This is a genomic window from Nesterenkonia sp. Act20 (assembly GCF_019173455.1).
Taxonomy (GTDB): domain Bacteria; phylum Actinomycetota; class Actinomycetes; order Actinomycetales; family Micrococcaceae; genus Nesterenkonia.
This window is the reverse complement of the sequence record NZ_JADPQH010000001.1, coordinates 1,119,605-1,143,043: the sequence shown is the minus strand read 5'-3', so window position 1 is coordinate 1,143,043 and position 23,439 is coordinate 1,119,605. Positions and strand designations below refer to the sequence as shown.

The 23,439-nt window shown below is 68.2% G+C and carries 22 protein-coding genes; 8 read left to right on the top strand and 14 right to left on the bottom strand.

Annotated features, from left to right (window positions below; translation table 11 throughout):
• Positions 1 to 192: 192 nt before the first annotated feature.
• Together IY716_RS05295 and IY716_RS05290 are read left to right on the top strand one after the other, a co-directional pair.
• A complete protein-coding gene (locus IY716_RS05295) occupies positions 193 to 1,983 on the top strand; it encodes a S1C family serine protease (RefSeq protein WP_218220524.1) in 1,791 nt (596 codons plus the stop codon).
• The gene (locus tag IY716_RS05290; protein WP_255316436.1) at positions 1,970 to 2,740 is read left to right on the top strand and encodes a PIG-L deacetylase family protein; all 771 of its coding nucleotides are present in this window, start codon (positions 1,970 to 1,972) and stop codon (positions 2,738 to 2,740) included. Before IY716_RS05295 ends, IY716_RS05290 begins: the two co-directional genes overlap by 14 nt.
• Positions 2,741 to 2,803: 63 nt before the next feature.
• Here IY716_RS05290 and rraA read toward each other — a convergent pair whose 3' ends face one another.
• The 4 genes from rraA to IY716_RS05270 all read right to left on the bottom strand — a co-directional run bounded on the left by rraA (position 2,804) and on the right by IY716_RS05270 (position 6,672).
• Positions 2,804 to 3,277: a ribonuclease E activity regulator RraA gene (gene rraA / locus IY716_RS05285; RefSeq protein WP_218220523.1), complete on the bottom strand. Its 474-nt coding sequence runs from the start codon at positions 3,275 to 3,277 to the stop codon at positions 2,804 to 2,806.
• Positions 3,278 to 3,320: 43 nt separating this feature from the next.
• On the bottom strand, positions 3,321 to 4,985 hold the full coding sequence (locus tag IY716_RS05280; protein WP_218220522.1) for an anti-sigma factor domain-containing protein: 1,665 nt from the start codon (positions 4,983 to 4,985) through the stop codon (positions 3,321 to 3,323).
• Between the two features lie 58 nt (positions 4,986 to 5,043).
• Positions 5,044 to 5,526 carry a tRNA (cytidine(34)-2'-O)-methyltransferase gene (locus IY716_RS05275; protein WP_218220521.1) on the bottom strand — a complete coding sequence of 161 codons (483 nt, stop codon included), beginning with the start codon at positions 5,524 to 5,526 and terminating at the stop codon, positions 5,044 to 5,046.
• Between the two features lie 87 nt (positions 5,527 to 5,613).
• Positions 5,614 to 6,672, bottom strand: a complete 1,059-nt coding sequence (locus IY716_RS05270) for a DnaJ domain-containing protein (protein WP_218220520.1) — start codon at positions 6,670 to 6,672, stop codon at positions 5,614 to 5,616.
• A gap of 43 nt (positions 6,673 to 6,715) precedes the next feature.
• Between IY716_RS05270 and IY716_RS05265 the strand changes: the two genes are divergently transcribed.
• Positions 6,716 to 7,942: a cysteine desulfurase family protein gene (locus IY716_RS05265; RefSeq protein WP_255316435.1), complete on the top strand. Its 1,227-nt coding sequence runs from the start codon at positions 6,716 to 6,718 to the stop codon at positions 7,940 to 7,942.
• A gap of 102 nt (positions 7,943 to 8,044) precedes the next feature.
• On the opposite strand, the gene IY716_RS05260 is transcribed toward IY716_RS05265, so the two are convergent.
• The 9 genes from IY716_RS05260 to IY716_RS05220 form a co-directional block, all read right to left on the bottom strand.
• Positions 8,045 to 8,470: a VOC family protein gene (locus tag IY716_RS05260; protein ID WP_218220519.1), complete on the bottom strand. Its 426-nt coding sequence runs from the start codon at positions 8,468 to 8,470 to the stop codon at positions 8,045 to 8,047.
• Between the two features lie 141 nt (positions 8,471 to 8,611).
• Complete coding sequence (locus IY716_RS05255) at positions 8,612 to 9,715, bottom strand: hypothetical protein (RefSeq protein WP_218220518.1); 1,104 nt, start codon at positions 9,713 to 9,715, stop codon at positions 8,612 to 8,614.
• Complete coding sequence (locus IY716_RS05250; protein ID WP_218220517.1) at positions 9,712 to 10,161, bottom strand: chorismate mutase; 450 nt, start codon at positions 10,159 to 10,161, stop codon at positions 9,712 to 9,714. The genes IY716_RS05255 and IY716_RS05250 overlap by 4 nt, the downstream gene beginning before the upstream one ends.
• 32 nt (positions 10,162 to 10,193) lie before the next feature.
• Positions 10,194 to 11,339 carry a tRNA 2-thiouridine(34) synthase MnmA gene (mnmA, locus tag IY716_RS05245; protein ID WP_218220516.1) on the bottom strand — a complete coding sequence of 382 codons (1,146 nt, stop codon included), beginning with the start codon at positions 11,337 to 11,339 and terminating at the stop codon, positions 10,194 to 10,196.
• A gap of 104 nt (positions 11,340 to 11,443) precedes the next feature.
• Entirely contained in the window at positions 11,444 to 12,751 is a 1,308-nt protein-coding gene (locus IY716_RS05240; protein ID WP_218220515.1) for a DUF58 domain-containing protein, read from the bottom strand.
• A 9-nt stretch (positions 12,752 to 12,760) separates the two neighbouring features.
• On the bottom strand, positions 12,761 to 13,816 hold the full coding sequence (locus tag IY716_RS05235; RefSeq protein WP_218220514.1) for a MoxR family ATPase: 1,056 nt from the start codon (positions 13,814 to 13,816) through the stop codon (positions 12,761 to 12,763).
• Positions 13,809 to 15,158 (bottom strand): DUF4350 domain-containing protein, encoded by a 1,350-nt coding sequence (locus tag IY716_RS05230; RefSeq protein WP_218220513.1) that lies wholly within the window; start codon positions 15,156 to 15,158, stop codon positions 13,809 to 13,811. The genes IY716_RS05235 and IY716_RS05230 overlap by 8 nt, the downstream gene beginning before the upstream one ends.
• Entirely contained in the window at positions 15,155 to 15,823 is a 669-nt protein-coding gene (locus IY716_RS05225; protein WP_218220512.1) for a DUF4129 domain-containing protein, read from the bottom strand. The genes IY716_RS05230 and IY716_RS05225 overlap by 4 nt, the downstream gene beginning before the upstream one ends.
• Positions 15,807 to 17,015, bottom strand: coding sequence for a hypothetical protein (locus IY716_RS05220; protein ID WP_218220511.1), 1,209 nt, complete (start codon positions 17,013 to 17,015; stop codon positions 15,807 to 15,809). The genes IY716_RS05225 and IY716_RS05220 overlap by 17 nt, the downstream gene beginning before the upstream one ends.
• Before the next feature lie 146 nt (positions 17,016 to 17,161).
• Here IY716_RS05220 and mtrA point away from each other — a divergent pair, with 146 nt between their 5' ends.
• Positions 17,162 to 17,851: an MtrAB system response regulator MtrA gene (gene mtrA / locus IY716_RS05215; RefSeq protein ID WP_218220510.1), complete on the top strand. Its 690-nt coding sequence runs from the start codon at positions 17,162 to 17,164 to the stop codon at positions 17,849 to 17,851.
• 31 nt (positions 17,852 to 17,882) lie between these two features.
• Here mtrA and IY716_RS05210 read toward each other — a convergent pair whose 3' ends face one another.
• Positions 17,883 to 18,146 (bottom strand): hypothetical protein, encoded by a 264-nt coding sequence (locus tag IY716_RS05210; RefSeq protein ID WP_218220509.1) that lies wholly within the window; start codon positions 18,144 to 18,146, stop codon positions 17,883 to 17,885.
• On the opposite strand from IY716_RS05210, the gene mtrB reads away from it, so the two are divergent.
• The 4 genes from mtrB (at position 18,145) to hpf (ending at position 23,379) form a co-directional block, all read left to right on the top strand.
• Positions 18,145 to 19,722, top strand: a complete 1,578-nt coding sequence (gene mtrB, locus IY716_RS05205) for an MtrAB system histidine kinase MtrB (RefSeq protein WP_218220508.1) — start codon at positions 18,145 to 18,147, stop codon at positions 19,720 to 19,722. The genes IY716_RS05210 and mtrB overlap by 2 nt on opposite strands.
• Complete coding sequence (locus tag IY716_RS05200) at positions 19,719 to 21,473, top strand: LpqB family beta-propeller domain-containing protein (RefSeq protein ID WP_218220507.1); 1,755 nt, start codon at positions 19,719 to 19,721, stop codon at positions 21,471 to 21,473. Before mtrB ends, IY716_RS05200 begins: the two co-directional genes overlap by 4 nt.
• A gap of 158 nt (positions 21,474 to 21,631) precedes the next feature.
• Positions 21,632 to 22,522 (top strand): ComF family protein, encoded by an 891-nt coding sequence (locus IY716_RS05195; RefSeq protein ID WP_218220506.1) that lies wholly within the window; start codon positions 21,632 to 21,634, stop codon positions 22,520 to 22,522.
• 128 nt (positions 22,523 to 22,650) lie between these two features.
• Positions 22,651 to 23,379, top strand: a complete 729-nt coding sequence (gene hpf / locus IY716_RS05190) for a ribosome hibernation-promoting factor, HPF/YfiA family (protein WP_218220505.1) — start codon at positions 22,651 to 22,653, stop codon at positions 23,377 to 23,379.
• The last annotated feature ends 60 nt before the right edge of the window (positions 23,380 to 23,439 follow it).

Here is a 23,439-nt window from a genome sequence, read left to right as displayed (position 1 = left end):
GGCCCCGTGAGGCTGACTGACGCCGGCGGCGGTGATGAATTATGCGTCCACTGGAATCGTCCAGCAGGCGTCCAGGAGGCTATCGTCATCGGTACAGGGTGAGCGCAGACAATAGCAGGCAGACCAATCATTGAGTGCTCGCATCACACTCCCGCTCTATTGCTTCGCAAGACCGCAAAGGTAGGTTTCATCATGAGCTCAGATCCGAATCACACCGGAGATCGCGATCCGATCCATCCCGCTGAGGATGCCACGCAGCGGATTGACCCGGTCTCCTCCGCGCAGGACTCCCCGCAGCACGCTGCGCAGGGCCCCGCGCAGGACCCCGCTGCCGGCGGTGAGCACAGCGTCCCGCAGGTCCCTGCTCCGGAAGCCGCGCAGGAGACCTACTCCGCAGGGTGGCCCGCCGCCGCGTCCACGCCGCAGCACCAGGCAGACGCTGAGCGTGCTCAGCCCCCGGCCTATGACCCGACCTCGCCGCAGGGTGAGCCGACGCCGCCCCCGGCATATGAGCAGGCTCAGCCCTTCTACGGTCAGCAGACCTATGGGCAGGAACAGTATGGCCAGCAGCCCTACGGCCAGAATCAGTACGGGCAGCAGCCGTATGGCCAGCAGTCCTATGGTCATGAGCCGCATGGCAACGACCAGTATGGCCAGCCAACCTATGGGCAGAACGCACACGGTCAGCAGGCAGGGTTCAGCCCCTACGCCTATGGCCAGGCTCCGGGGGGCGCGCAGACGCCTCCCGGACAGCGGCCGCCACGCGCCAAGCGCACCGTAGGCGTTGGCGGACTGGCGCTCGCCGTCGTCCTCGCGGGTCTGTTGGGCGGGGGAGTCGGAGCCGGCACCGCGGCCCTGCTCGATGACGATGGGGTGACCACCTCCTCGGCGGGGGGAGTGGAGATCAACAATCCTGAGAGTGCCACCGTCGTGACAGCGGCTGCGGCCAAGGCATCGCCCTCGGTGGTGACTCTGGCGGTCAGCGAGGGCGGTCAGGGCGGCTCCGGCTCCGGAATCATCCTCGATGACCAGGGCCATGTCCTGACGAACACCCACGTGGTGACCCTCGGCGGCGCGGCGGCCGACCCAGAGATCCAGGTGCGGATGGATGATGGCTCGGTCACCAGTGCGGAGGTCGTGGGCACTGATCCGCTCAGCGACCTGGCAGTGGTCCAGCTCGAAGACATCGAGGGCATCCAGCCCGCCGAGCTCGGCTCCTCCGCAGACCTCAATGTGGGCAACCAGACCATCGCCATCGGCTCCCCACTGGGCCTCACCGGCACCGTCACCGACGGCATCGTCTCGACGCTGAACCGCACGATCTCCGTGGCATCCTCCGCGGTGGAGGATGAGGCAGCCGACGCCCCCGACGCGCCGGAGGAGGCCCCGGACAGCGAGGGCTTCGAGTTCTACTTCCCCGACATGGAGGGCTCACCCACTCAGGGCTCCATCCACCTGAACGTCATCCAGACCGACGCCGCGATCAACCGCGGAAACTCCGGTGGCGCCCTGGTCGATGATCAGGGTCGCGTGATCGGCGTCAACGTGGCCATCGCCTCCTCCGGCGGTTCGGCCGAGACCGACGCGGGATCGATCGGTGTCGGTTTCGCGGTACCCATCGACTATGCGCAGCGGGTCGCCGAGGAGATCATCGCCAACGGCGAGGTCTCCCATGGGCTCCTCGGCGTGACCGTCGCGGCCGCCGGGTCCCAGTCCGGTGCCGAGCAGAACGAGTCCGGTGCGCCCACGATGTCTGGCTTCACAGTGGGCGCGCTGATCGATGATGTGCCGGACGGGTCACCGGCGCAGGAGGCCGGCCTCCAGGCGGGAGACATCATCACCGCGGTCAACGATCGCCGGATCGAGGACTCCATCGCGCTGACGGCCACCATCCGCGAATATGCCGCCGATGAGTCCGTCACCGTGACCTACCAGCGCGACGGCCAGCAGGACGAGGTCGAGGTGACCCTTGGCACCATCTGAGTCGGCGCTGAAGACCCCCGATCAGCTCGTCCAGCAGCATGGGATCACCCGGGTCCTGGCCTTCGGCGCACACCCCGATGACATTGATTTCGGGGCGGCAGGCACGATCGCCGGTCTCACCGCCTCCGGCGTCCAGGTCACGGTGTGTCTGCTGACCTCCGGGGATGCCGGCGGCTTCGAGCTGGGACGCGACTCCGCCGAGATGGCCCGGCTGCGAGAGATCGAGCAGCGCGAAGCCTCGGCCCTGCTCGGAGTGCACGACGTGATCATGCTCGACGAGCGCGACGGGTTCGTGGCACCCACCGACGAGCTCGTCGGCAAGATCGTGCGGGTGATGCGTCAGGTCCGGCCCGAAGTGGTCATTGCACCGCATCCCGAGCGGGCCTGGGACCGGCTGCAGAAGTCCCACCCGGACCATATGGCCTGCGGGGAGGCCGTGGTCCGGGCGGCGTACCCGTTCGTGGAGAATCCCTTCGCCTACCCGGAGCTGCAGGCCGCGGGTCTGGAGGCGTTCAAGATCCGGCATCTGCTGCTGACCACAGCGCCGCAGCACCAGGTGAACCTGCGCCTGGACGTGACCGGGCAAGAAGCCGTGAAGATGGCTGCCCTGCGCCAGCATTTCAGCCAGCACCCGGACGCCGCACGCATGGAGGGATTCGTGCTGGATCAGATGCGCCAGATCCATGCCGGGGACGGATTCGCCGAGGAGTTCCACTGGGTCACCGTCAACGCTGCGGACACGATCAGCGGATTCTGATCTCCCGGCCCGGCGGGTTCGGATCAGCCTCTTCCAGGGAGCTGGGTCGTCCCTCCGGCCGGGTCAGGCGGGGGTGACCAGCACCCCATCCTCATCGGACCACAGCGTGGCTCCCGGGACGAAGGTGACCCCACCGAACTGCAGCGGAACGTCGATCTGCCCCAGTCCGTCCTTGACGGACTTGCGTGGATTGGACCCCAGCGCGCGCACGCCGAGATCCATCTTCGCAAGGTCCACGCGGTCGCGGATGGCGCCGTGGACGACCACCCCGGACCAGCCGTTCTTGATCGCGGAGGCTGCCATCAGGTCTCCCATCAGCGCGGAGTCGACGGATCCAGCGCCGTCGACGACCAGCACCGAACCGTCGCCGGGGGAGTTCAGCAGCTCTTTGACCAGGCCGTTGTCACGGAAGCAGCTGATGGTGCGCACCCGTCCGGTGAAGCGTTCTCGACCGCCGAGGTTGAGCAGCTGCAGCGACAGCGACTGCAGCGACTCATCGGCGTCGTAGAGGTCGCAGGTGGTGAAATCGGTGTCCATGAAGTCTCCCGCCCTAGGTTCGTGGCTGATCAGCCGCTGCTGCTCAGTTCTGCTCCTCGTCCTCCGGTGATCCGCCGTACTGGGGGCCGTCGGTGATCCTCTCGCGCAGCTGGACCTCGGCCACGGTCTCGCCCATGGGCCTTTCGACCCCGCGGATGTCCTCCACCGTGATCTGCAGGGCGCGGTGCGAGGAGATGCCGTCCACGGTGACGACCTCCTCTTCCAACTCCTCCGCGGTGAAGTTGCCCAGCGAGCTGGGCTGACCCGTCTCATGCGGCATCAGCCACAGCTGGTAGGTGTCCTCACCCTCGAGTTCGCCGACGTCGGAGAAGTCCACGTAGCCGACGTCCTCGGCGGAGGACATCACTGCTCGGGCGGTGCCGCCCTGGGAGAGTTCGATGTCCTCGGTGACGCGAGCCTCGGGGTCCCCATCAGCGGTGGCCTCGATGTCCTGACCTGCGGTGAACCCCCAGATCAGGAGCACCGCGGCCAGCACGACGACGGCGAGGCCCGTCAGGATCATCCACCGCTTCATGAGCGGCTCGCGCTTCGGCGCCTCTTCGGTATGGCTGGAGATCGATTCCACCATTCCCATCCCGACCTCCTGGTCGGAGAGGTTGTGCAGGACCTCATCGAGCAGGTGGCTGGGCGGGACCACCGGATGGGCGGTGAAGATCTCGGCAAGCGTGCGTCGAGCGGCCAGCACCCGGGTGTCCCAGGCGCGTGAGGTCGCCTCGTCGGCGGTGAGCGCCGCCTCATCGAGCAGCGCACGTTCGCGGGTGTCGATCGCGTCCAGCGCGTGGATCTCGGCGAGCTCCACGAGCAGTCCGTGCTCCACGTCGGAGCTGATGTCCTCGGTGAAGTTGCGGTTCACCCCTCCGGAGCGTTCGACGTCTCGCTTGGTCACCGCAGCGCGCAGGATCGGATCAAGCTCCGATTCCCGCGTCGTGCGTTGGGCGTGCATACGGGTCATGCCGTCGCGCAGCCGGGACTTCACGGCGGGGACGGCCGCACCGACAGCCTCGGCGACCTGCTGGTGGGTGCCGCCGGCCAGGTAGCTCAGCGCGAGGGCCTGGGTCTGCGAGTCCGAGAGTGAGTCGATGTCCTCGATGATCTCCTCGGGCAGACCCGCCACCCCTCCACCTTGTTCGGGGGGCACTGCTGAAAGCGTGATCGGGGTGGCCATACCCTCGCGAAAGCGCTCCACCATGATCTGGTGCGCCAGGGGAATGAGCCATTCCAGCACGAGCTCGTACTCCGTGGGCCGGTAGGCGTTCTCGGGATCCACCTCGTCGGCGGCGTGCTCATCGGTGAGCAGCTCCGAGGCCTGCGACTGCAGACGCAGATCCTGGGCGCGCTCCTCCGCCTGGTCCCACAGCTGGTGGTAGACGGCGAGGGTCGAGTCCTGGGCGCCTTCGGCGTCGGCGTGCATGAGCAGCGCAAGACCATAGACGACGTCGGAGGTCGCCTCATAGAACGTGGCGAAGGAGGGCTGGTCTCCGCGCGCCGAACCGGCGAGCAGCTCACTGAGCGTGGGATCGCTGAGCTGCTCCGGGGCATCCTGGTCCGGCATGTCCTCCGGGAACGTCTCATCCTCGGAATCGACGTATTCGACGTGCTCATCTTCGGTGTGATCCGAGGGTGTCGCGGCACCGTCAGGACGGTCCTCGGGGCGGTCCGATGCGGGGCGGTCAGAGGCGGTGTCCATGATTGCTGAGTTTAGCGATGCTCAGCTGGTCCCAGCGCCACCAACACCCTCACGGGAATCAGACGGAGCCGGTGAAACCGTCCTGACGCCAGGCCTCGTAGACGGCGATGGAGACCGAATTCGCCAGATTCAGCGATCGTCGGGACGCCAGCATGGGAATCCGCACGCGTTCCGTGATGCGCGGATCAGCCTTCACCGTGTCGTCCAGCCCGGTCGACTCCCGTCCGAAGAGCAGCACATCGCCGGCCCGGTAGCTGATGGAGGTGTGCGAGACCGAGCCGTCCCCGGTGAAGGCGAAGATCCGCTCCGGTGAGAGAGCGGCGTAGGCGGCCTCCAGGCTTGGGTGCACCGTCATCACCGCGAGGTCGTGATAATCCAGGCCAGCCCGGCGCAGCTTCGCGTCGGCGAAGTCGAAGCCCAACGGTTCCGCGAGGTGCAGCTCAACCCCGGTGACCGCCGCCAGTCGGATCAGGTTACCGGTATTGCCGGGGATTTCAGGCTGGTCCACCAGCACACGAATCGGAGTCTTCACGCCGGTCATCCTACCGTCGGGTGTCCTCGTCCCTGACGGCTCAGGCGATGAGACATCAGCAGGCCGTCGGGCGTCTTCGCCCCTGGTGGGGTTTGTTCAGTCCTGCGGGTGCTGAAGCTGAGCGCGGAGCGCGGCGAGCAGGTGCCGGTCGATCACGTTGGCCTGCTCCGAGGCGGCGAGCTGCTCGCGGATGCTGCGGAAGGCCCGCGCAGGAGCCAGCGGGGTGCGCACGCCACCGGAGGGCGTGCCGCGCGTCTCCACCACAGGACTCTGCATGCTCTGGTCCGGCGCGTACAACACGACCTGCTGGCCCAGACTCAGACTCGTCTCGCGCCCGGTCTCGCGCATCGCCGCCTCCAGGAGTGTGCGCAGTGCGCGGGACTGCCCGGTGAGGTCCGGCATGGCGAGCGAACGGCCGGCCGCGTGCAGGGAGCGTCCGTCGAAGGATGCGGTGGCGGCGTGGACCTCCAGCGAAGAGACGACGACGAGCGTGTCGCCGCAGACCAGCACGTGATCTGCTGCTCGTCCCTTCGGGGGTCGAGCCTGGCCCCGGCGATCGCGAACGGAGGGCTGCAGCGCCACCGTGTTGAACAGACGGGCTGTGGGAAGGTCCGAGAGGACGTGCTTCTCCAGCAGGTCCGCGGTCTGCTGGGCCCGGCGCAGCGCGCGGCCACCCCCAAAGAGACCAGCTGACCGGAAGCCCCCGTGGGTGCGCTGACTGGTCAGCGGAAGCGAGAGCGGCTCAGGGCTGGAGAGATCGGGGATGTAGACCGGTGCGAGGTGCGCCGCACCGGAGGGCGTGCGCGCTGAGTCAGAGCTGCCTCGTGTGGGGGAGGTGCTTCCTGCCGCGGTGGTCCTGAAGCCGCCGAAGCTGGAGCCGCGCCCGTAGTGGGGTGCGTCCTCCGCCTGGTCTGCGTCCTCGGCAGAGTCGGCTCCACGTGCGGGGCGGCGCAGTTCGCGATCATAGGCGGCCCGGGCCTCGGTATCGCCGAGCACCTCCCAGGCGGACTGCACCTCGTGGAACCTCTCGGCAGTGCCCCCGGCATCGGGGTGGGCACGTCGCGCCTGCCTGCGGTAGGCCGCGCGAACGGCCTGCGCGTCGGCGTCGGGGCCGATGCCCAGGACGCTGTAGAGATCTGTGGGTTGACTGCTCATCGAGGATTCACGATATCCCCAAAAGCGTAGAATCGTGGACACGATGTCATCTGCAGACCACGCCCTGAGCTCCTACTTCGACCACGCGGCCACCACGCCGGTGAAGCCCACCGCCATGCGCGTGCTCACCGAGGTCATGCCCGCGCTCTCCAACCCCTCCTCGCTGCATGGATCCGGACGGCGTGCCCGGCTCGCAGTCGATTCGGCCCGCGAACAGCTGGCCCACGCAGTCGGGGCTCACGCCTCTGAGGTGATCTTCACCTCCGGCGGCACCGAGGCTGACAACCTCGCGGTCAAAGGCCTCTACTGGCAGCGCCGCGAGCAGAACCCCGCTCGGACGCGGGTGCTGCTCCCCGGGATCGAGCACCACGCGGTGCTCGAGACCGCCGAGTGGTTGGAAGCCCACGAAGAGGCCGAGCTGGGAATCATCCCGGTGGACGCCGACGGGATCGTGGATCTGGTGCAGCTGGAGGCCATGCTCACCGAGTCTGCACCGCGCGTGGCCCTGGTGACCGTGATGTGGGCCAATAATGAGACCGGCGCCGTCCAGCCTGTGGCGCAGATCGGCGAGCTCTGCGCCCGTTTCGACGTGCCGCTGCACACCGACGCGGTCCAGGCCCTCGGGTCCGTGCCCGCCGGTGCCGCGCCGATGAGCTTTCGTGAGTCCGGCGCCGCCACCATGGCGATCAGCGGGCATAAGATCGGCGCCCCGGTGGGCGTCGGCGCGCTGCTGGTGCGCCGGGACGTGGTGCTGACCCCTGTGCTTCATGGTGGCGGGCAGGAGCGCGACATCCGTTCCGGGACCCTGGACGTGGCAGGGATCTGCGCCTTCGCGGCGGTGGCCGAGGAGCTGGTGGCCTCTCAGGTGGAGGAGTCCCAGCGGCTGGCGCAGCTGCGAGACCAGCTGCTGGCCGCCGTCGTCGGACTCGAGGGTGTGACCCTGCGCGGCCCGGACCCCAGGACGCACCCGGAGCTGCGGCTGCCGAACAACCTGCACATCACCGTGGATGCGGCGGAGGGGGATTCGCTGCTGTTCATGCTGGACATGGCGGGCTTCGACACCGCCACGGGCTCCGCCTGCACGGCGGGCGTGCCGCGTCCTTCGCAGGTGCTGCTGGCGATGGGCCTGAGCGAAGAGCAGGCACGCGGCGCGCAACGCTTCACCCTGGGCTGGACCACCACCCGGCGCGAGGTCGAGGCGCTCGCCGAGGCGCTGCCGGGGGTCATCGCCCAGGCGCGCACCGCGGGGATGGCCGCCGGCCGCCGCTGAGTTCAGTCTTCGCGCCCCACCGATGGAGAATCGGGCAGGAGAGGCGGGGAGTGAGGTGGCGGGGTCGCGAGGTGACGGAGCGCGCCGCGGGGAGCGGGCGAGTCAGCTCGCGCGGGGAGCCTGCGGCAGCACGATCTCGTTGACCTCACCCGGAGCCCACGCGATCTCCCAGCGGAATCCACCGGGATCCGCAAAGTACCCGGTGTAGCCGCCCCACGCGCGGTCCTCAGCGGGGAGGACCTGCTCCGCGCCGGCGGCACGCGCCTGGTCCAAGACCTGATCGACCTCCCGCGCGGATCCCACGTTGTGCGCCAGGGTCAGCGGCGCGATCCCTGAGCCGATCGGTCCCACCTCGGCCTCGAACTCGCGGCGATCCCAGAAGGAGAGCAGCAGGTGTTCTCCCGCGCGCAGCATCAGGACTCCCGGTGCCTCCACTGCGGGCTCCCATCCGAGGCCCTCGATGTAGAAGGCCCGAGTAGCGGGCAGATCTTCCACTGCCAGGGTCACCAGCGACAGTCGCTGATCCATGGTGCGGTCCCCTCGGAGTACTAACATCGATTGGGCGAGAATCGTCGGAATGCGGCTCTCCCGCGGACTCATTCCGACAGATTATGCCCAATGGATGAAAGCGGGAAGATGAAAGCGGGAAGATGAAAGCGGGAGAGGGGGTCAGGCTTCGCGGATCTGCTCGCGCAGCGCCTCGGAGGTGTCCCGGACGCGGGTGAGCACCCGCATGGCGGAGGGTTCACCCAGTGAGGCGACATGGGACCGAGCGGGCTCTCCTCGGTGTCGATCCGAGGAGCCGACGAGTAGGAAGTTCTCCAGCCCGTCCAGCGGCATCCCGAGCCGATGCCAGGGCTGCTGCACACGCCTGGACAGCTCGCTGACCTGGGGCAGCCCCGTGGTCGCAGCCGCCGCGGTCTCCGCGCCGGTCAGCATCGAGGCGAGCACCGTGGCCCCGGATTCGACCAGCTCGGCGGTGCGCTCCCATCCGGCCGCCTCCATGACGGGCAGGTCCACGCCGAAACCATGCACCGAGGGGCCGCGTCCTGCGCGGAAGTCTTCGAGATGTTCGGACTCCACGACGCCGCCGAGGTCCAGCAGGACCTCTTCCACGCCTGAACTCTGCAGGGCCTCGATCATCAGCCCGATATGCCCCCGGGTCTCATCGCGGTCCAGCGAGCGAATGGTCCGGTAACCGCTGACCGTGGGAATCTTCCCGCCTCGGGCGCGGGCGTAATCGGGTTCGGTGATGATCACGGTCAACGACGACGGCGCGCAGGCCCGTCTGACATGGGCGACATGTTCTGCGGTCCCGTTCGCCAGGGAGGCGGCCAGATCGCGGCGCGCCCCGTGATCGATCAGGACCTTCTCACCGGAAGGCAGCGCAAGCCCCGCCATGAGGCTGATCGGGCCCATCAGCTCGAGCACCAGGGGAGGGGCGAGGCCGTCGTCGTCGGGGTCTGCGCCGGTTTCGGCACGGTGCCCGCGCACATCGGCGAGCGTGTCCACATCCGAGCGCAGCCAGCCGCGGATGCGCTGATCATCGGCGCCGGGGCGCTGGGTCAGCCGCCAGCCGTATGAGGTCAGCTCGGCGGAGAGCTCGGAGAGCTGGGCCAGGCCGCGGGCGAGCAGGCCCGAGTGCAGGCCGCGGTCGGGAAGCTCGGGCAGGCCTGGCAGGTGCGGTGCGGGCAGCTCGGCGGCCTGAAGTCTGGCGCTGCGCATCAGATCGGTGCCGGGCATGACCCCGGCCGCGGCAGAACGCAGCGTCATCGGTTCTCGGTCTCCGCCGCATCGGGTGCAGAATCGGGCCCGGACTGAGCCGCTGCCGCGGTGCCGTGGGCGGTGGGAGTGTCGGCAGCCGCGTCGAGGTCGCCGGTGGTGGCCCCGGCCGAGGCGGAGATCGCCTGATGGTGGCGGATGACCTCTTCGATGATGAAGTTCAGGAACTTCTCCGCGAACTCGGGGTCCAGCTGGGCGTCGTCGGAGAGCCGCTTGAGCCGTTCGATCTGCTTCTTCTCGCGAGCCGGGTCGGCCGCGGGGAGCCGGTGCTTGGCCTTGAGCACTCCCACGCGCTGGGTGGCCTTGAAACGCTCAGCGAGCAGATAGACCAGGGTCGCGTCGATGTTGTCGATGCTGGCGCGCATGGACACCAGCTCGTCGAGGATCTCGGGCTCTACATAGGCTGCGGCCTCGCCGGCGCGGGGATCTGTGCTCATGCCTCCAGCCTACTTGCCGGGCACCGGTCGGTTCAGCTGGCCACGGGGTGGTAGTTCTTCGAGCGGGCGGTGTCGATGGTGGCCTGTCCCAGCACGCGGGTTCCCTGGTACATCACGGCCGTCTGGCCCGGGGCGACCCCCTGGAGAGCCTCCTGCAGCTCGACCATCAGCCGCGGGGCGCCGTCCTCGGTCTCCGGGTCCAGCGTCTCGACTCGTGCGCGGGCCGGGACCGGATCCGCATGGGCGCGGATCTGCAGGTCCAGGTCGAACCATTCGCCCGTGGAGGACTCCGCCACCGGGGCGCCCGCCCAGGAGAGCCGGATGCCGGAGAGCCGGTCGATCTCGAGCAGCTCGCGAGGACCGGCGACGACGGTGTTCTCCTTCGGCCTGATCTCCAGCACGAACCGGGGCTTGCCGTCCGGGGCGGGATGTCCGAGCTTGAGGCCGCGCCGCTGCCCGACGGTGTACGCCTCGGACCCCTCATGCTCACCGATCTGCTGACCCTCGGCGTCCAGGATGGGGCCGTTGCGCAGCTCGATCTGCTCGGCGAGCCAGCCGCGGGTGTCACCGTCGGGGATGAAGCAGATGTCATGGGAGTCCGGCTTCTTGGCCACGGAGAGCCCGCGCTCGGCGGCCTCGGCACGGACCAGGTCCTTCGACGGGGTCTCACCGAGCGGGAACATGCAGTGCTCCAGCTGCTCGGTGGTGAGCACGCCGAGCACATAGGACTGGTCCTTGGTCCAGGTCGCGGCGCGGTGGAGTTCAGGGTTGCCCTCAGCGTCCCGGAAGACCTTGGCGTAGTGCCCGGTGGCCACGGCGTCGAAGCCCAGCGCGATCGCCTTGTCGAGCAGCGCCTCGAACTTGATCTTCTCGTTGCAGCGCATGCAGGGGTTGGGGGTCCGGCCGGCGGCATATTCACTGATGAAGTCATCGACGACGTCGGCCTTGAAGCGTTCGGAGAAGTCCCATACGTAGAAGGGGATGCCGAGCTTCTCGCAGGCTCGCCAGGCGTCGGAGGAGTCCTCGATCGTGCAGCAGCCGCGGGAACCGGTGCGCAGGGTGCCGGGCATGCGGCTCAGCGCCAGATGCACGCCGACCACCTCGTGGCCGGCGTCGACGGCGCGGGCCGCGGCCACGGCGGAGTCGACTCCGCCGGACATGGCTGCCAATACCTTCATGAGATGACTTTCAGTTCGAGGATGCGCTCGGCGGCCGTGCCGAGGCTGGTGCCCAGTATTCAGCAACCCAGGGGGTCGGCGCATTCCCGCCGGTCAGGACGGTCTCACAGCCGACCGGAAGCCTTGAGACGGATATAAGTGTCGGCGAGCTGGGGCGGCAGCTGGTGGGGCGTGGCCTCGACGACCTCCACGCCGAGCGAGCTCAGCTGGCGCCGCAGCGCCTCCTTCTCGATCAGTCCACGTTCTGCGGCCGCCGCTCGATAGACCTCGCTGGTGGTCTCCCGCGCCCGAGCTCGGCGGTCGAGCTCGGGGTCGCGCACCGCCGCCAGGACGACGAGGTGCCTTTGCACGAGGGCGGGCAGCACCGGCAGCAGACCCTCTTCCAGGGAACCGGAGTCCAGCGAGGTCAGCACCACGAGCAGGCTGCGCTGAGCGGTGACCGCGCGCACCTGGGCCGGCAGCTGAGAGAAGTCCGCCTCGACCAGCCGCGGCTGAACTGAAGACATCGCATCGGCCATCCGGTGCAGCAGGTCACCGCGCATCCCCGACCGAGCCTGGCCGCTCAGCCCTCGGTCAAAGGCGAAGAAGTCCACTCGGTCACCGGCTCCGGAGGCCAGGGCGCCGAGCAGCAGCGCCGCCTCCATTCCCGAGTCCAGCCGCGGCTCGTCCTCGATCCGGACCGCGGAGGTGCGGGAGGAGTCCAGGGCGAGGATCACCCGGCGATCCCGCTCGGGACGCCACGTCCGCACCACCAGATGTTGACCCTGTGAGGACTGACGGCGCGCGGTGGCCCGCCAGTCGATGGAGCGGACGTCATCGCCGCGCACGTAGTCCCGCAGCGAATCGAACTCGTGCCCCGCGCCGCGGATCTGAACCGCGGTGGCGCCGTCGAGCTCCCTCAGCCGCTGCAGCTTCGAGGGCAGATGTCTCCGGGAGTGGAAGGGCGGCAGCACGCGCAGGGTGTGCGGCACCCGGTGGACCACCTGACGGCCAGCCAGACCCAGCGGTCCGATCGAGCGCACGCTGACGTGCTCGCTGTGCAGGTCTCCGCGGCGTGAGGGCCGCAGCGGGGTCTCGATCCGTCGGGTCCGACCCGGGTCCAGGTCCACAGGAGCGATCGGTCGCCGTGCTCCGGCCGAGGGCTGCCAGCCGTCCTTGACCTGCCCGCGCAGCCGACGTGAGCCGTGATGGTGCAGCGCGGTGCTCGCCGTCGTCGGCTGTCCGAGCCGCACGGGTGTGCTCGGCAGCCGCTCCACGCTCACGCGGCGCGGAGACCCTGCCAGCGCCATATCGAGAGCCGCGAGCAGCACCAGCAGCACCGCGCAGCCGAGCAGGGTCTCCCATCCAGGCAGCACGACGACGACGGCGCTGAGTCCCAGCGTCACGTACAGGAAGCGTCGGGTCAGCACCATCGGGACGCCTCAGCGCGGAACCGGCACGGTGGCCAGGATGGACTGCAGCACATCATCGATGCTGACCCCGTCCATCGCGGCCTCGGGACGCAGCGCGACGCGGTGGCGCAGACAGGCCGGGGCCAGCGCCTTGATGTCATCCGGGGTGATGAAATCGCGCCCGGAGAGCCAGGCCCAAGCGCGGGAGGCGTTCATCAGAGCCGTGGCGCCGCGGGGTGAGACGCCCAGCTGGAAGCTGGGGGTCTCCCGGGTGGCTCGGGCGAGATCGACGATGTACGCGAGCACCTCGGGCGCGATCGAGACCTGACTGACCTGCGCGCGTGCGGCGATCACATCGGCGGCGCCGGCCACGGCGGTGACCCCGGCGCCGGCGAGGTCCGAGGGGTTGAAGCCTGCGGCGTGGCGGCGAATGACCTCGATCTCCTCACCGCGCTGGGGCAGATCCAGGTGCACCTTCAACAGGAAGCGGTCCAGCTGGGCCTCCGGCAGCGGGTAGGTGCCCTCATACTCCACGGGGTTCTGCGTGGCGGCCACCAGGAAGGGATCCGGCAGCGGGCGGCTGATCCCGTCCACCGAGACCTGACGCTCCTCCATGGCCTCGAGCAGCGAGGCCTGGGTCTTCGGCGGCGTGCGGTTGATCTCATCAGCCAGCATCAGGTTCGTGAACACCGGTCCCTCGCGGAAGCTGAAGTCTCCCGTCGTGGAGTCATAGACCAGGGAGCCGGTGACGTCACCGGGCATGAGATCCGGAGTGAACTGGACCCGAGCCGTGTCCAGGCTCAGCGAGGCAGAGATCGCGCGGACCAGAAGGGTCTTGGCCACGCCGGGGACACCTTCGAGCAGCACGTGGCCGCGCACCAGCAGCCCGATCAGCACGCTGGTCACCGCCGTGTCCTGACCGACCACGGCCTTCGCCACCTCGACGCGGACCTGCTGAAACCTGTCGCGGAGCTGATGCTGCTCCTGCGTAGACGTTCCGGTGTGTCCAGGCGAGGCTCCCGCAGCGGGGTAGCCGGGCGCGGACGCTTCCTGGGTGTGTGGGGAGCCGTTAAGAGGTTCAGTCATTGCTGCTGTTCTTCCCTTGCTGAGAGTCGGGCTGGGTGTTCCGGGGTGGATTCTGCTGGAAGTCCGACAGGGGGTCTGCGGCTGGTCCCGGCGATGGGTCTGCTGCTGGGTCTGGTGGAGCCTCTGGCCGGGCGGGTACGGTGCGGGACCGGGTGTGCGCAGTGAGCACCGCATGCTCGGCGTCTGCCTCCAAGGTCCCCAAAGCCTGCGCATAGGCCACCAGCTCGGCGTTGTTGCGCGGCCGCCGGCCGAAGAGCTCGGCAACCTCGGCGGGATCGCGGCGCACCTGCCGCGCGGCTGCCTCCAGGATGCTCGATTCAGCTGGAGCGGAGCCCAGACGGAGCAGCCGGGCGAGTCGGATCAGGTGCGCGCTGCGCAGGGTCTGCGCCGAGGCCTCCACGGCATTGGCGCTCTGATACATCCGTCCGCGTCCCTCGGCGGTCTCCGCTCCGGGGACCCGGACCGGCAGCGGCTCACCGACCACCGGGCCCGGACGGCGACCCATCACGAGCATCAGCACGAGGGCGCACAGCAGCAGCCACCAGGCCAGCGGAAACACCCAGCCGGGAAGCAGCTCGGTGGGAGAGGCCCAGTCCTCGGCGCCCAGCGCGTCCAATCCCATCGGGGTGTACCAGATGAGCTCCTCGCGCTCGCCGAACAGCGAGAGCGCCAGTGCGGCGTTGCCGACTTGGGTGATGTCGTGATTGCTGAACGCCTCGGGGGCTCCGAAGAGCAGCCCTGCCGGAGTCTCCACGAGAGCCTGGGCCGGCCCTGTGCCGTCCTCGAATCCGGTGAAGCATCCGGGGCCTTCGCTGTAGAAGAGTGCTCCCGGGGCGCGCAGGTCTTGCGCTGTGACGGCCGCAGGAATGGAACACTGCGCGCCGGCCTCCAGGGTCGCCTCCTCCATCGGGCCGCCCCCTGCGTGGGCCCCGGCGTAGCTGACCTCTGCTTCGAGAAACAGGGCGCTGACCAGCTGCGCAGATTCATCCAGCAGCACCACCGGGCGATCCGGGCCCTGGCGCAGCCGTTCCAGGAACTCCTCGTCCGGCACGTCTCCCCGGGAGAGGACCGCCAGCGCAGCCTCGGGGTGCTGCTGCATGAGCTCCTCGGCGGTCTGTGCGGAGGTGGCGGGGTGCAGCGTGACTCCCTGGTCTGCGAGGACCTGCGCCAGTGCGGCATAGCCGTCCAGCGAGGTGTTCTCCAGGCCGTACCGGTCCATATCCTCCTCGGCCATGGCCTGGACCAGCATCACGGAGAGAAGACCGAGCACCAGCAGGAGCAGCCAGAACTGCCAGCGCTGGAAGCCGGAGCGCACCGCGGAGCCCAGCGTCGCCGTCGTCATCTGCTCACCGCCTGCTCTGCGCCGTGCTCTTCATAGTGCTCTTCGCGGGGCTGGCCCGAGAGCTGCCCGGGACGTTGACCCACCGGCCGCTCGAGGCGCTGGTCGAAGGCGAGCAGCGTGTCGTAGTCGGCTCGTTGCAGAGACCGGCCGCCGTAGCGCGAGTAATTGAACAGCTCCGCGGCGCGCGCTGCGGGTGCAGCCTCCTCCGGGTGAACCTGCGCCAGCGCCTGGCCGGCCTCGGTGGCGGTGCGTCCGGCCTGTTCCGCGAGGTCCTGCCGCTCCTCGGCGGCGCGGATGATCGCGCGGAAGCGCTCGCGGCAGGCCTCATCGAAGCGGCCGACGGCGGCGTGGGCCTCTGCCTGCCCACGCAGCGCCGCCGCGGTGACACTCGCCGGACTCAGGCCCAGCTCCTCGGTCTCTGCCCCGCGCTGCAGCCGCGGACGGACCAGCACGATGCAGAGGATGATGGCGGCCAGCAGCAGGCCCAGCAGCAGGATGGGACCCAGCGGAAGCTCCACCGGTCCCAGGTTCAGCTGCATCTGGTCCAGCCAGGCGAAGAATCGGTCCGCCGTCTCGCGCAGCGGGCCCGTCGCGTCGCGCTGATATCGTGGGTCGCTGAGCTCCTCCTCGAGCAGCCGACTGGCCTCATCACGTTCGAGCTGCATGCTGATCCACCCCCTGATGCTGGGTGGCCGGGTGCTGCGGGGAGGGCTGTTGCGGGGAGGGCTGCTGGAAGTGCTGGTGGAGGTGCTCGATGGAACCGGGGACCAGCTGGTCCTCCTGGGGCCGCTCTCGCCAGCTCGGCGTGGTCTCCGCGGCCGCGAGCAGCGTCACGTCCAGTGCCTCCTGCCGGATTCTGGCGTTGAGGTACATCAGAGCGACCACGGTCCCGACGACGCCGATGAACAGCGTGGTCACCACGGTGCCGTAGAGCTCGGTGAGCGCGAAGACCAGGAACCCGGCCCATTCGCCTGAGGCGGCGGGCAGCGCCGAGCCCTGCAGGAGGTCGGCGGCGGCCACGGTGATCATCAGCGGGGCGGAGGCGATGGTGAACACGATGCCCAGGATCACGTAGAGCAGCGCCACCAGCCCGATGTTCCTCCACCAGCGGCCACGGTTGAGGCGCCAGGACCGTGCGATCGCCGCCAGCGGACCCCGCCGTTCCACGATCACCGCGGCAGGGGAGTACATCACCGCGGCCGTGACCCAGCACAGGGCGAGGAAGAGCGCGGGGAAGACCACCACGGCGCCGATGAACAGCGTGATGACCAGCAGCAGCACGGCGACGACGATCACCGGCAGCGCGAAGACGCTCAGCAGCAGGCCGAGCACGATCAGGTTGACCACGACGGGGCCGATCCTGCCCCATCGAAGTCGCATGGTCTGCCCCATGGAGGTGGGCAGGCCATAGGCGGCCCGCAGCGTCGGAAGGATCATGAAGGCCGCGGCTGTCGTGAGCACCAGCGAGGTCAGCATTCCGCTGGCGAGTGTGAGCCAGATGAATGCTGTGTCGGAGGCTATGCCCAGAGCGAGGTCCGGATCCTCGAATGCCGCGGGATCGGTGAGCATGCGCATGAAGGAGGATGAGGGCATCAGCACCATCAGCGCGAGCGTGAAGCCGAAGTTCAGCAGGCCAGCCAGGAACGGGACGCCGAGCACTGCCCGTGGGGAGCGTCGGATCACCGCCACGGCGGCGCTGAAGAGCTCGTCGGCGACCATCCGGCGCAACGGGAAGACGCTTCCTGGACTCAACAGCTCTGCGTCGGGTGAGCCGTCGGACAGGCCCGGGGAGGACGGCGAAGAAGTGGTGCTCGACGCACGTCGAGCACCACGGTGTGTCGCCGCCGTGCGGATCATTGCCCCTCCTCAAGCGCGCCTGCGCGAGTGCCCTCCGCGCCCAGCCTACCGCTCTCATATATCCTGAACGCGGTGCTGTGTGGAAACGCGCACCAACCTGCGCGCGTGAGGCGCTGTGCCGCAGGACCTCAATGGACGGAGAGCAGATGAAAGCCAGGATCCTGGTCGTCGACGACGACGAAGCGTTGGCCGAGATGATCGGCATTGTGCTGCGCAATGAAGGATTCGAGCCGACGTTCTGCTTCAACGGTGACGATGCCCTGGAGACCTTCCACAGCTCCAAGCCCGATGTGGTCCTGCTGGACCTGATGCTTCCCGGCAAGGACGGCATCGAGGTATGCCGCCAGATCCGCGATGAGGCCGATACTCCGGTGATCATGCTGACGGCCAAATCCGACACCGCCGACGTCGTCCGTGGACTTGAAGCCGGTGCCGACGACTACGTGCCCAAGCCGTTCAAGCCTGCCGAGCTGGTCGCTCGCGTGCGGGCTCGGCTGCGTCCGGCCGATCACGGGGCCCGTCCGGAGGGGGAGACCCTGTCCATCGGCGACCTCAGCATCGACGTCGCCGGCCACGAGGTGCGTCGGGGAGAGAGCCGCATCTCGCTAACCCCGCTCGAATTCGACCTGCTCACTGCCTTGGCGAAGAAGCCCTGGCAGGTGTGGAACCGCGAGATGCTCCTCGAGGAGGTCTGGGGCTACCGCCACCAGGCGGATACTCGTCTGGTCAACGTCCACGTGCAGCGACTTCGTTCCAAGATCGAGAAGGATCCGGAGAACCCCGAGATCGTGCAGACCGTGCGCGGCGTGGGCTATAAGGCCGGAGGGCAGGGGTAGTCATTCCTCCTGAATCGGAGAACTCCACAGATCACCTCGCCTCTCGAGCCTCAGCGGCCTCGACGGGCAGCATTCCGGTCATCCGTGACCGGGTGAGGTCCCCGCAGGCCGGTGACCAGGACGCTGTGGCCGGAAGCGGGGACACCAGCGCAGCGGGCGGGCGTGCCCACGCTGATTCGTCGGGGCCTGACCGGGGCCGGGTGTCGCGCGGCATCCGTCGGGTCACGGAGTTCCCCAGGATCTGGGCGCGTTCGCTGCTGATCCGTGCGGTCTTCTTCACGGGTCTGCTGACCATGATCAGCACGCTCGCAGTGGCGGCCTTCCTGGTGCAGCAGGTCACCTCTGGTCTCTTTCAGGAGCGCTTTGATCAGGCGGAGCGCGAGGCCACGGCTGGCCTCGACGAGGTGCGGAGCAACATCTCTGCGCTAAACGCCGGAAGCCGCTCTGAGGCTCAGCAGGACATCGGGGCCGTCCTCCAGGATGTCGGCGAGAGCGGTGCGGACATTCGGCGTGACGCCATGCTCCTGCCCCTGGAGAGTGGAGAGAACCTCTATATCGATGGCATCTCCAGCAGCGAGGCCCTCTCCACCGCGATCTCCCCGGAGCTGCGTGATGCCATCGCCGAGGGTCAGGGGCAGTACTGGCAGGCGGTGGCACTCGAGGATGAGGAGAGCGCCGGCGTGGCGCCCGGGGTCGCCTTCGGCACTCAGGTGGATGTTCAGGGCAACCCCTATGCGCTCTACTTCGTCTACGACTTCTCCCCAGTACAGGAAAATGTCTCCTTCGTCTTCCGCACCATGCTGGCAGCGGGGGTCGCGATCCTGTTGATCAATATGGCCATCGCCGCCTGGGTGGCACGCTCCGTGGTGCGTCCGGTCTCGCAGGCGGCTGAGGTCTCGGAGCGCATCGCTGATGGCCAGCTTGATCAGCGTCTCGCCGTGCGGGGTGAGGACGAGATCGCCCGACTGGGGCTCTCCTTCAACCGCATGGCCTCGAATCTGCAGGAGCAGATCACCCGGCTGGCGAATCTCTCCAAGATGCAGCAGCGCTTCGTCTCCGATGTCTCCCACGAGCTGCGAACACCGCTGACCACGGTGCGGATGGCTGCCGAGGTGCTGCATGAATCACGCGACGATTTCGATCCCATCAACCAGCGCTCCGCCGAGCTGTTGTACCACCAGGTCGAGCGGTTCCAGGCGCTGCTCTCGGATCTGCTGGAGATGTCGCGCTTCGATGCCGGCGCCGCTGAACTGGCCACCGCGGAGATTGACCTGCTGGCCCTCTGCCGCGAGGTGCTGGTGAGCTCGAAGCCTCTGGCGGAGAGCTCGCACACGCCTCTGGGACTGGTGATCCAGGGAGAGGGCTTCTTGGCCGAGGTGGATGCGCGCCGGATCAGTCGCATCCTGCGGAATCTGGTGAACAACGCCATCGAGCATGCAGAGGCTCGTCCGGTGGATCTCATCATCGCGTCCAGCCCGACCGCCGTCGGCATCTCGGTGCGTGACCACGGCATCGGCATGAGCCCCTCCGAGGTGGCGCACGTCTTCGACCGCTTCTGGCGCGCAGACCCCGCCCGGGCGCGCACCACCGGCGGCTCGGGGCTCGGTCTCTCCATCGCCACCGAGGACACACGTCTGCACCAGGGCGCCCTGGACGCCTGGGGCCAGAAGGGCCAGGGCTCCTGCTTCCGACTCGTCCTCCCGCGACGGCAGAGCGTGCCCTACCGTGCCTCGCCCATGGCGCTGCCGCCGGTCTACCGCGCCTCTGACCGGCACCGCATCGAGGCCATTCCGCAGGCCACCGTGACGGGCGACCCTGAACATGACCGGATCAATGAGCAGGCGCTCTACCCGCACAAGGAGGAGTCATGAGTCGTCGTCGTCCCGCTGCGGCCTCTGGGCGCCCCGCCGCGCCTGCCCGTCTGGTGGCTGTCATGACGGCGGTGATGCTGATGCTCGGTGCGTGCTCTCCGATGCTGCCCACAGACGGCCCCGTCGGGACCTCGGCTCCCGATGCCGATCCCGGATTCAACTACGCGCCCCTGGCTGAGCCGCCGAAGCCCGACGCCTCCCCGGAAGAGATCGTCGATGGATTCATCCGCGCCGGGGCGGGCCCCCAGGATGACTACGCCGTGGCACGGCAGTTCATGTCGCCGGAGGCCGCGAGGGAGTGGCGGCCCGACGCGCGCACTGTCGTCTTCACGGAGGATCAGTTTCCCATCCAGTTCTCCGGTGAGAACACCCGGAACGTCCAGCTTTCCGTCGAGTCGATCATCGATTCCAGCGGCATCCGGACCCGTCTTCCAGAACGCTCCACGGAGAGCCTTGACTTCACGCTGGAGCAGGTCGGGAGCCAGTGGCGCATCACCGATGCGCCGGACGGGACGATGCTGCTCGCTGGCACCGTGGATCAGGTCTTCCGGCCGCACACGCTGTATTACTTCGATCCGCAGCTGCGCTATGCCGTGCCGGATCAGCGCTGGTTCCTCAATCGTCCGGGCATCTCCTCCGCGATCGTCGCGGCGCTGCTCGAAGGACCGGCTCCCTACCTGGAGCCCGCCGTGGTCTCGGCGTTCCCGGACGGAGCTGAGCTCGAACGTGCCTCGGTGCCGGTGGATGAAGGCACCGCGGCCGTGGACTTCGCGGCCGAAGGCATCGCGGCTGCGGAACCCGCTGAGCGGGCGCTGATGCAGGAGCAGCTGGACCTTGCGCTGGGCTCACTGACCAGCGTCCAGGAGGTCGAGCTCTTGGTGGAACAGCGCGAGTTGGAGATCCCCGTGGAGGCCGATCTCCCGGAGGAGGACAGGCTGGACATCAACGCCTCGCCGCAGGTGGATTCCACCCAGGTCGGCATCGAGGACGGGGAACTCAGACGGCAGAATGACCAGGTCAACCTCACCGTCGCGAATCTTCCCGACATTTCGGATCTCGACCCGCAGGATCCTGCCGTGCCCCATGAGGCCAGTGATATCTTCGCCTTCCTCGACGGCGAGGCAGAGGAGCTCTACCATCTGCGCCCCAACCGGGAGCCCGATCTGGTGCTGGAGGAGGAGAACCTCACCCGGCCCTCCATGGATAACTTCGGCTGGACCTGGGTCGCTTCCGAGTCCGGGGGCGAAGCGATCGTCCACGCCGTGGCCTATGACGAGTCCCTTGAGCCCGGTCGCGCAGAGGTCAGCGCCGACTGGCTGGCAAACCGGACGATCACCTCGCTGCGCATCTCACAGGATGGCGCCCGGGCAGCCATGATCCTCGACGACGACGGCGAACGTGGCCTCTACGTGGCAGGCGTCATCCGCAACTCCGCCGGCGTCCCCCAGGGGCTTGGTCAGCCGATGCGCGTGCAGACCTCCGTGGAGCTCGAGGAGGTCCGCTGGCAGGGCCCGGACGCCCTCTACGTCTGGGCCAGCTCCGAGGAAGAGCCGATGACCCCGGAATGGGTGACGCTCACCGGCGCCAATCGGGTGGACCCTGCGCTGCTGGGACTGCTGAACATCTCAGTGGGTGAGGGTCAGGACATCATTTTCGCAGAGACGGTGGATGTGCCTTTCCAGAACCTTGCCAGCGACGCCTGGGTGGCAAGCGAGGACATCGAGATCCGGGACCTGGCGTACCCGGGCTGAGGACCTGCCTCGGTGTGTGGTGGCAAGTGGCAAGTGGCGCTGCGCCCCGCTCGCCGTGAGTGTTCCCCAGAGCCGGCGCCGCGTCGGGGGCACGTCCTGCTCTCCACAGCCGCAGCGTCTGGATCGCTCGGAGGCCAGGGTGCGCCCACACTGTGTTCATGCTTCGTGCCGTTGATATTGCGGACTCCGCGGACCGAGCCTGGTTCTCCGCCGCCGGGCGGTCCGCGCGTTCCGCGGCCAGCGGGGCCCTGGGCCTGCTCAGTCCCACCTGGTGTCACGGCTGCGGTGCCGAGGAAACAGTGTTCTGCCTCGAGTGCTCCGAAGACCTCCATGCGCTGACCCGCCACCCGTTCCCCGCAGAACAGCAGGCGCTGGCTCTGCCGCTGCTGTTCCACGGCGAGGGTGTTCTGGTGATGCCTGTCACCGCTGCTGGCCGCTACGAGGGTCTTCTCTCGCGTGCTCTGCTGGCATTCAAGGATCATGGTGCCATCACGCTCGCCCGCCATCTCGCGCCGGCGCTTCGGCGCTCGGTGGAGCTCGCGATCGAGCGGACCGGGCCCGGGACGCCGGGCCCTGGACCCGCTGGGTGGACTTTGGTGACTCCACCGCCCTCGCTGAAATCGAGGCTCAGCCGTGGATTCGATCCTCTGCAGCTGCTGCTCCAGCACGCCCTGTCGTCTCCTGGAGGGGGTGTCCTGAGTGGACATCGACAGCTCGTCTATACCCCTGGGGTGCTTCGGCAGTCGAGAAAGTCGTCCCTGCGTTCGTTGAATCCTCGCGGGGGGAGACAGAAGTCCCGGGGTGCCCGCGCGCGGCGTCGTTCTCTCGTCGGCTCGTTCGAGATCACTGCCCGAGGCGCCCGGGTGCTTCCGGGCGCCGATGTCCTGCTCCTCGACGACGTGCTCACCAGCGGATCGACCCTGGGGGAGCTCTACCGGGTGCTCGAAGCTGCGGGTGCCACGGTCCACGGTGCCGCCGTGATTGCCGCAGCGCCGTCGCCTGGGGCTGATGACGAGTTTCTGCTGGTGAGCGCTTCGCCCGAGGCATAAAGGGTGACGTGAATCGCGTCGTGCATCTAGTCTGAGGTATGGGTACTTCGATACGGTCCCATCGCGATGGCGACGGGGACAGCACTCCCGTCACCGTTGCGTCTGACATCGGATACGAGGAGGACAGAATGACTCTGCAGGTCAACTACACTGGCCGAAATATCGCGATCCCCTCCACTTTCAAGGAGCATGTCGAAGAGAAGCTCGGCAAGATCGAGCAGCTCGCGGATAAGGGACACCGCCTTGAGATCAAGGTTTCCAGTGAGAACTCCCACCGCCGAGCCGATACCAGCATCACCGTTGAGCTGACGGTCATCGGACGCGGCAAGGTCATTCGCTCTGAGGCGCAGGCGGGGGACAAGTTCGCCGCCTTTGAGATCGCCATCAACAAGCTCACTGAGCGTCTTCGCCGCACCCGAGACAAGAAGAAGTCCCGCGCCCACGCGTCACATAATGGCGCCCCCGACGTGGCCGCAGCGATGGCGAGCGTCGCCCCGGCAGCCACTGATCGGCCGCTCTACGAGCAGGTCCTCGACGCGGAGCAGGCCGATGACGTCCCGCCCACCGAAGAAGAGGCGGAGTCGCAGTCCACGGTCAAGATCCGGCGCAAGGTGTTCCCGGCACGTCCGGTCAGTGTGGATGCCGCAGTGGACGCCATGGAGCTGGTCGGCCACGACTTTTACCTGTTCGTCGACGCGGAGACCGGTCAGCCTTCGGCCGTGTATCGCCGTCGCGGATGGACCTACGGGGTGATCTCGCTGGACGAGCACTCCGATGGAGCCGAGACTCCGGTGGTGGAGGAGCGCGACTACCACGCCGACAACGGCGCACCGGCGCACTACGCCGACGCCCTCTGACCTGTCACCACCCCACCCCAGCGTTGAGCGGCGGGTTCTCGGGGCATCTCATGCGGAGAT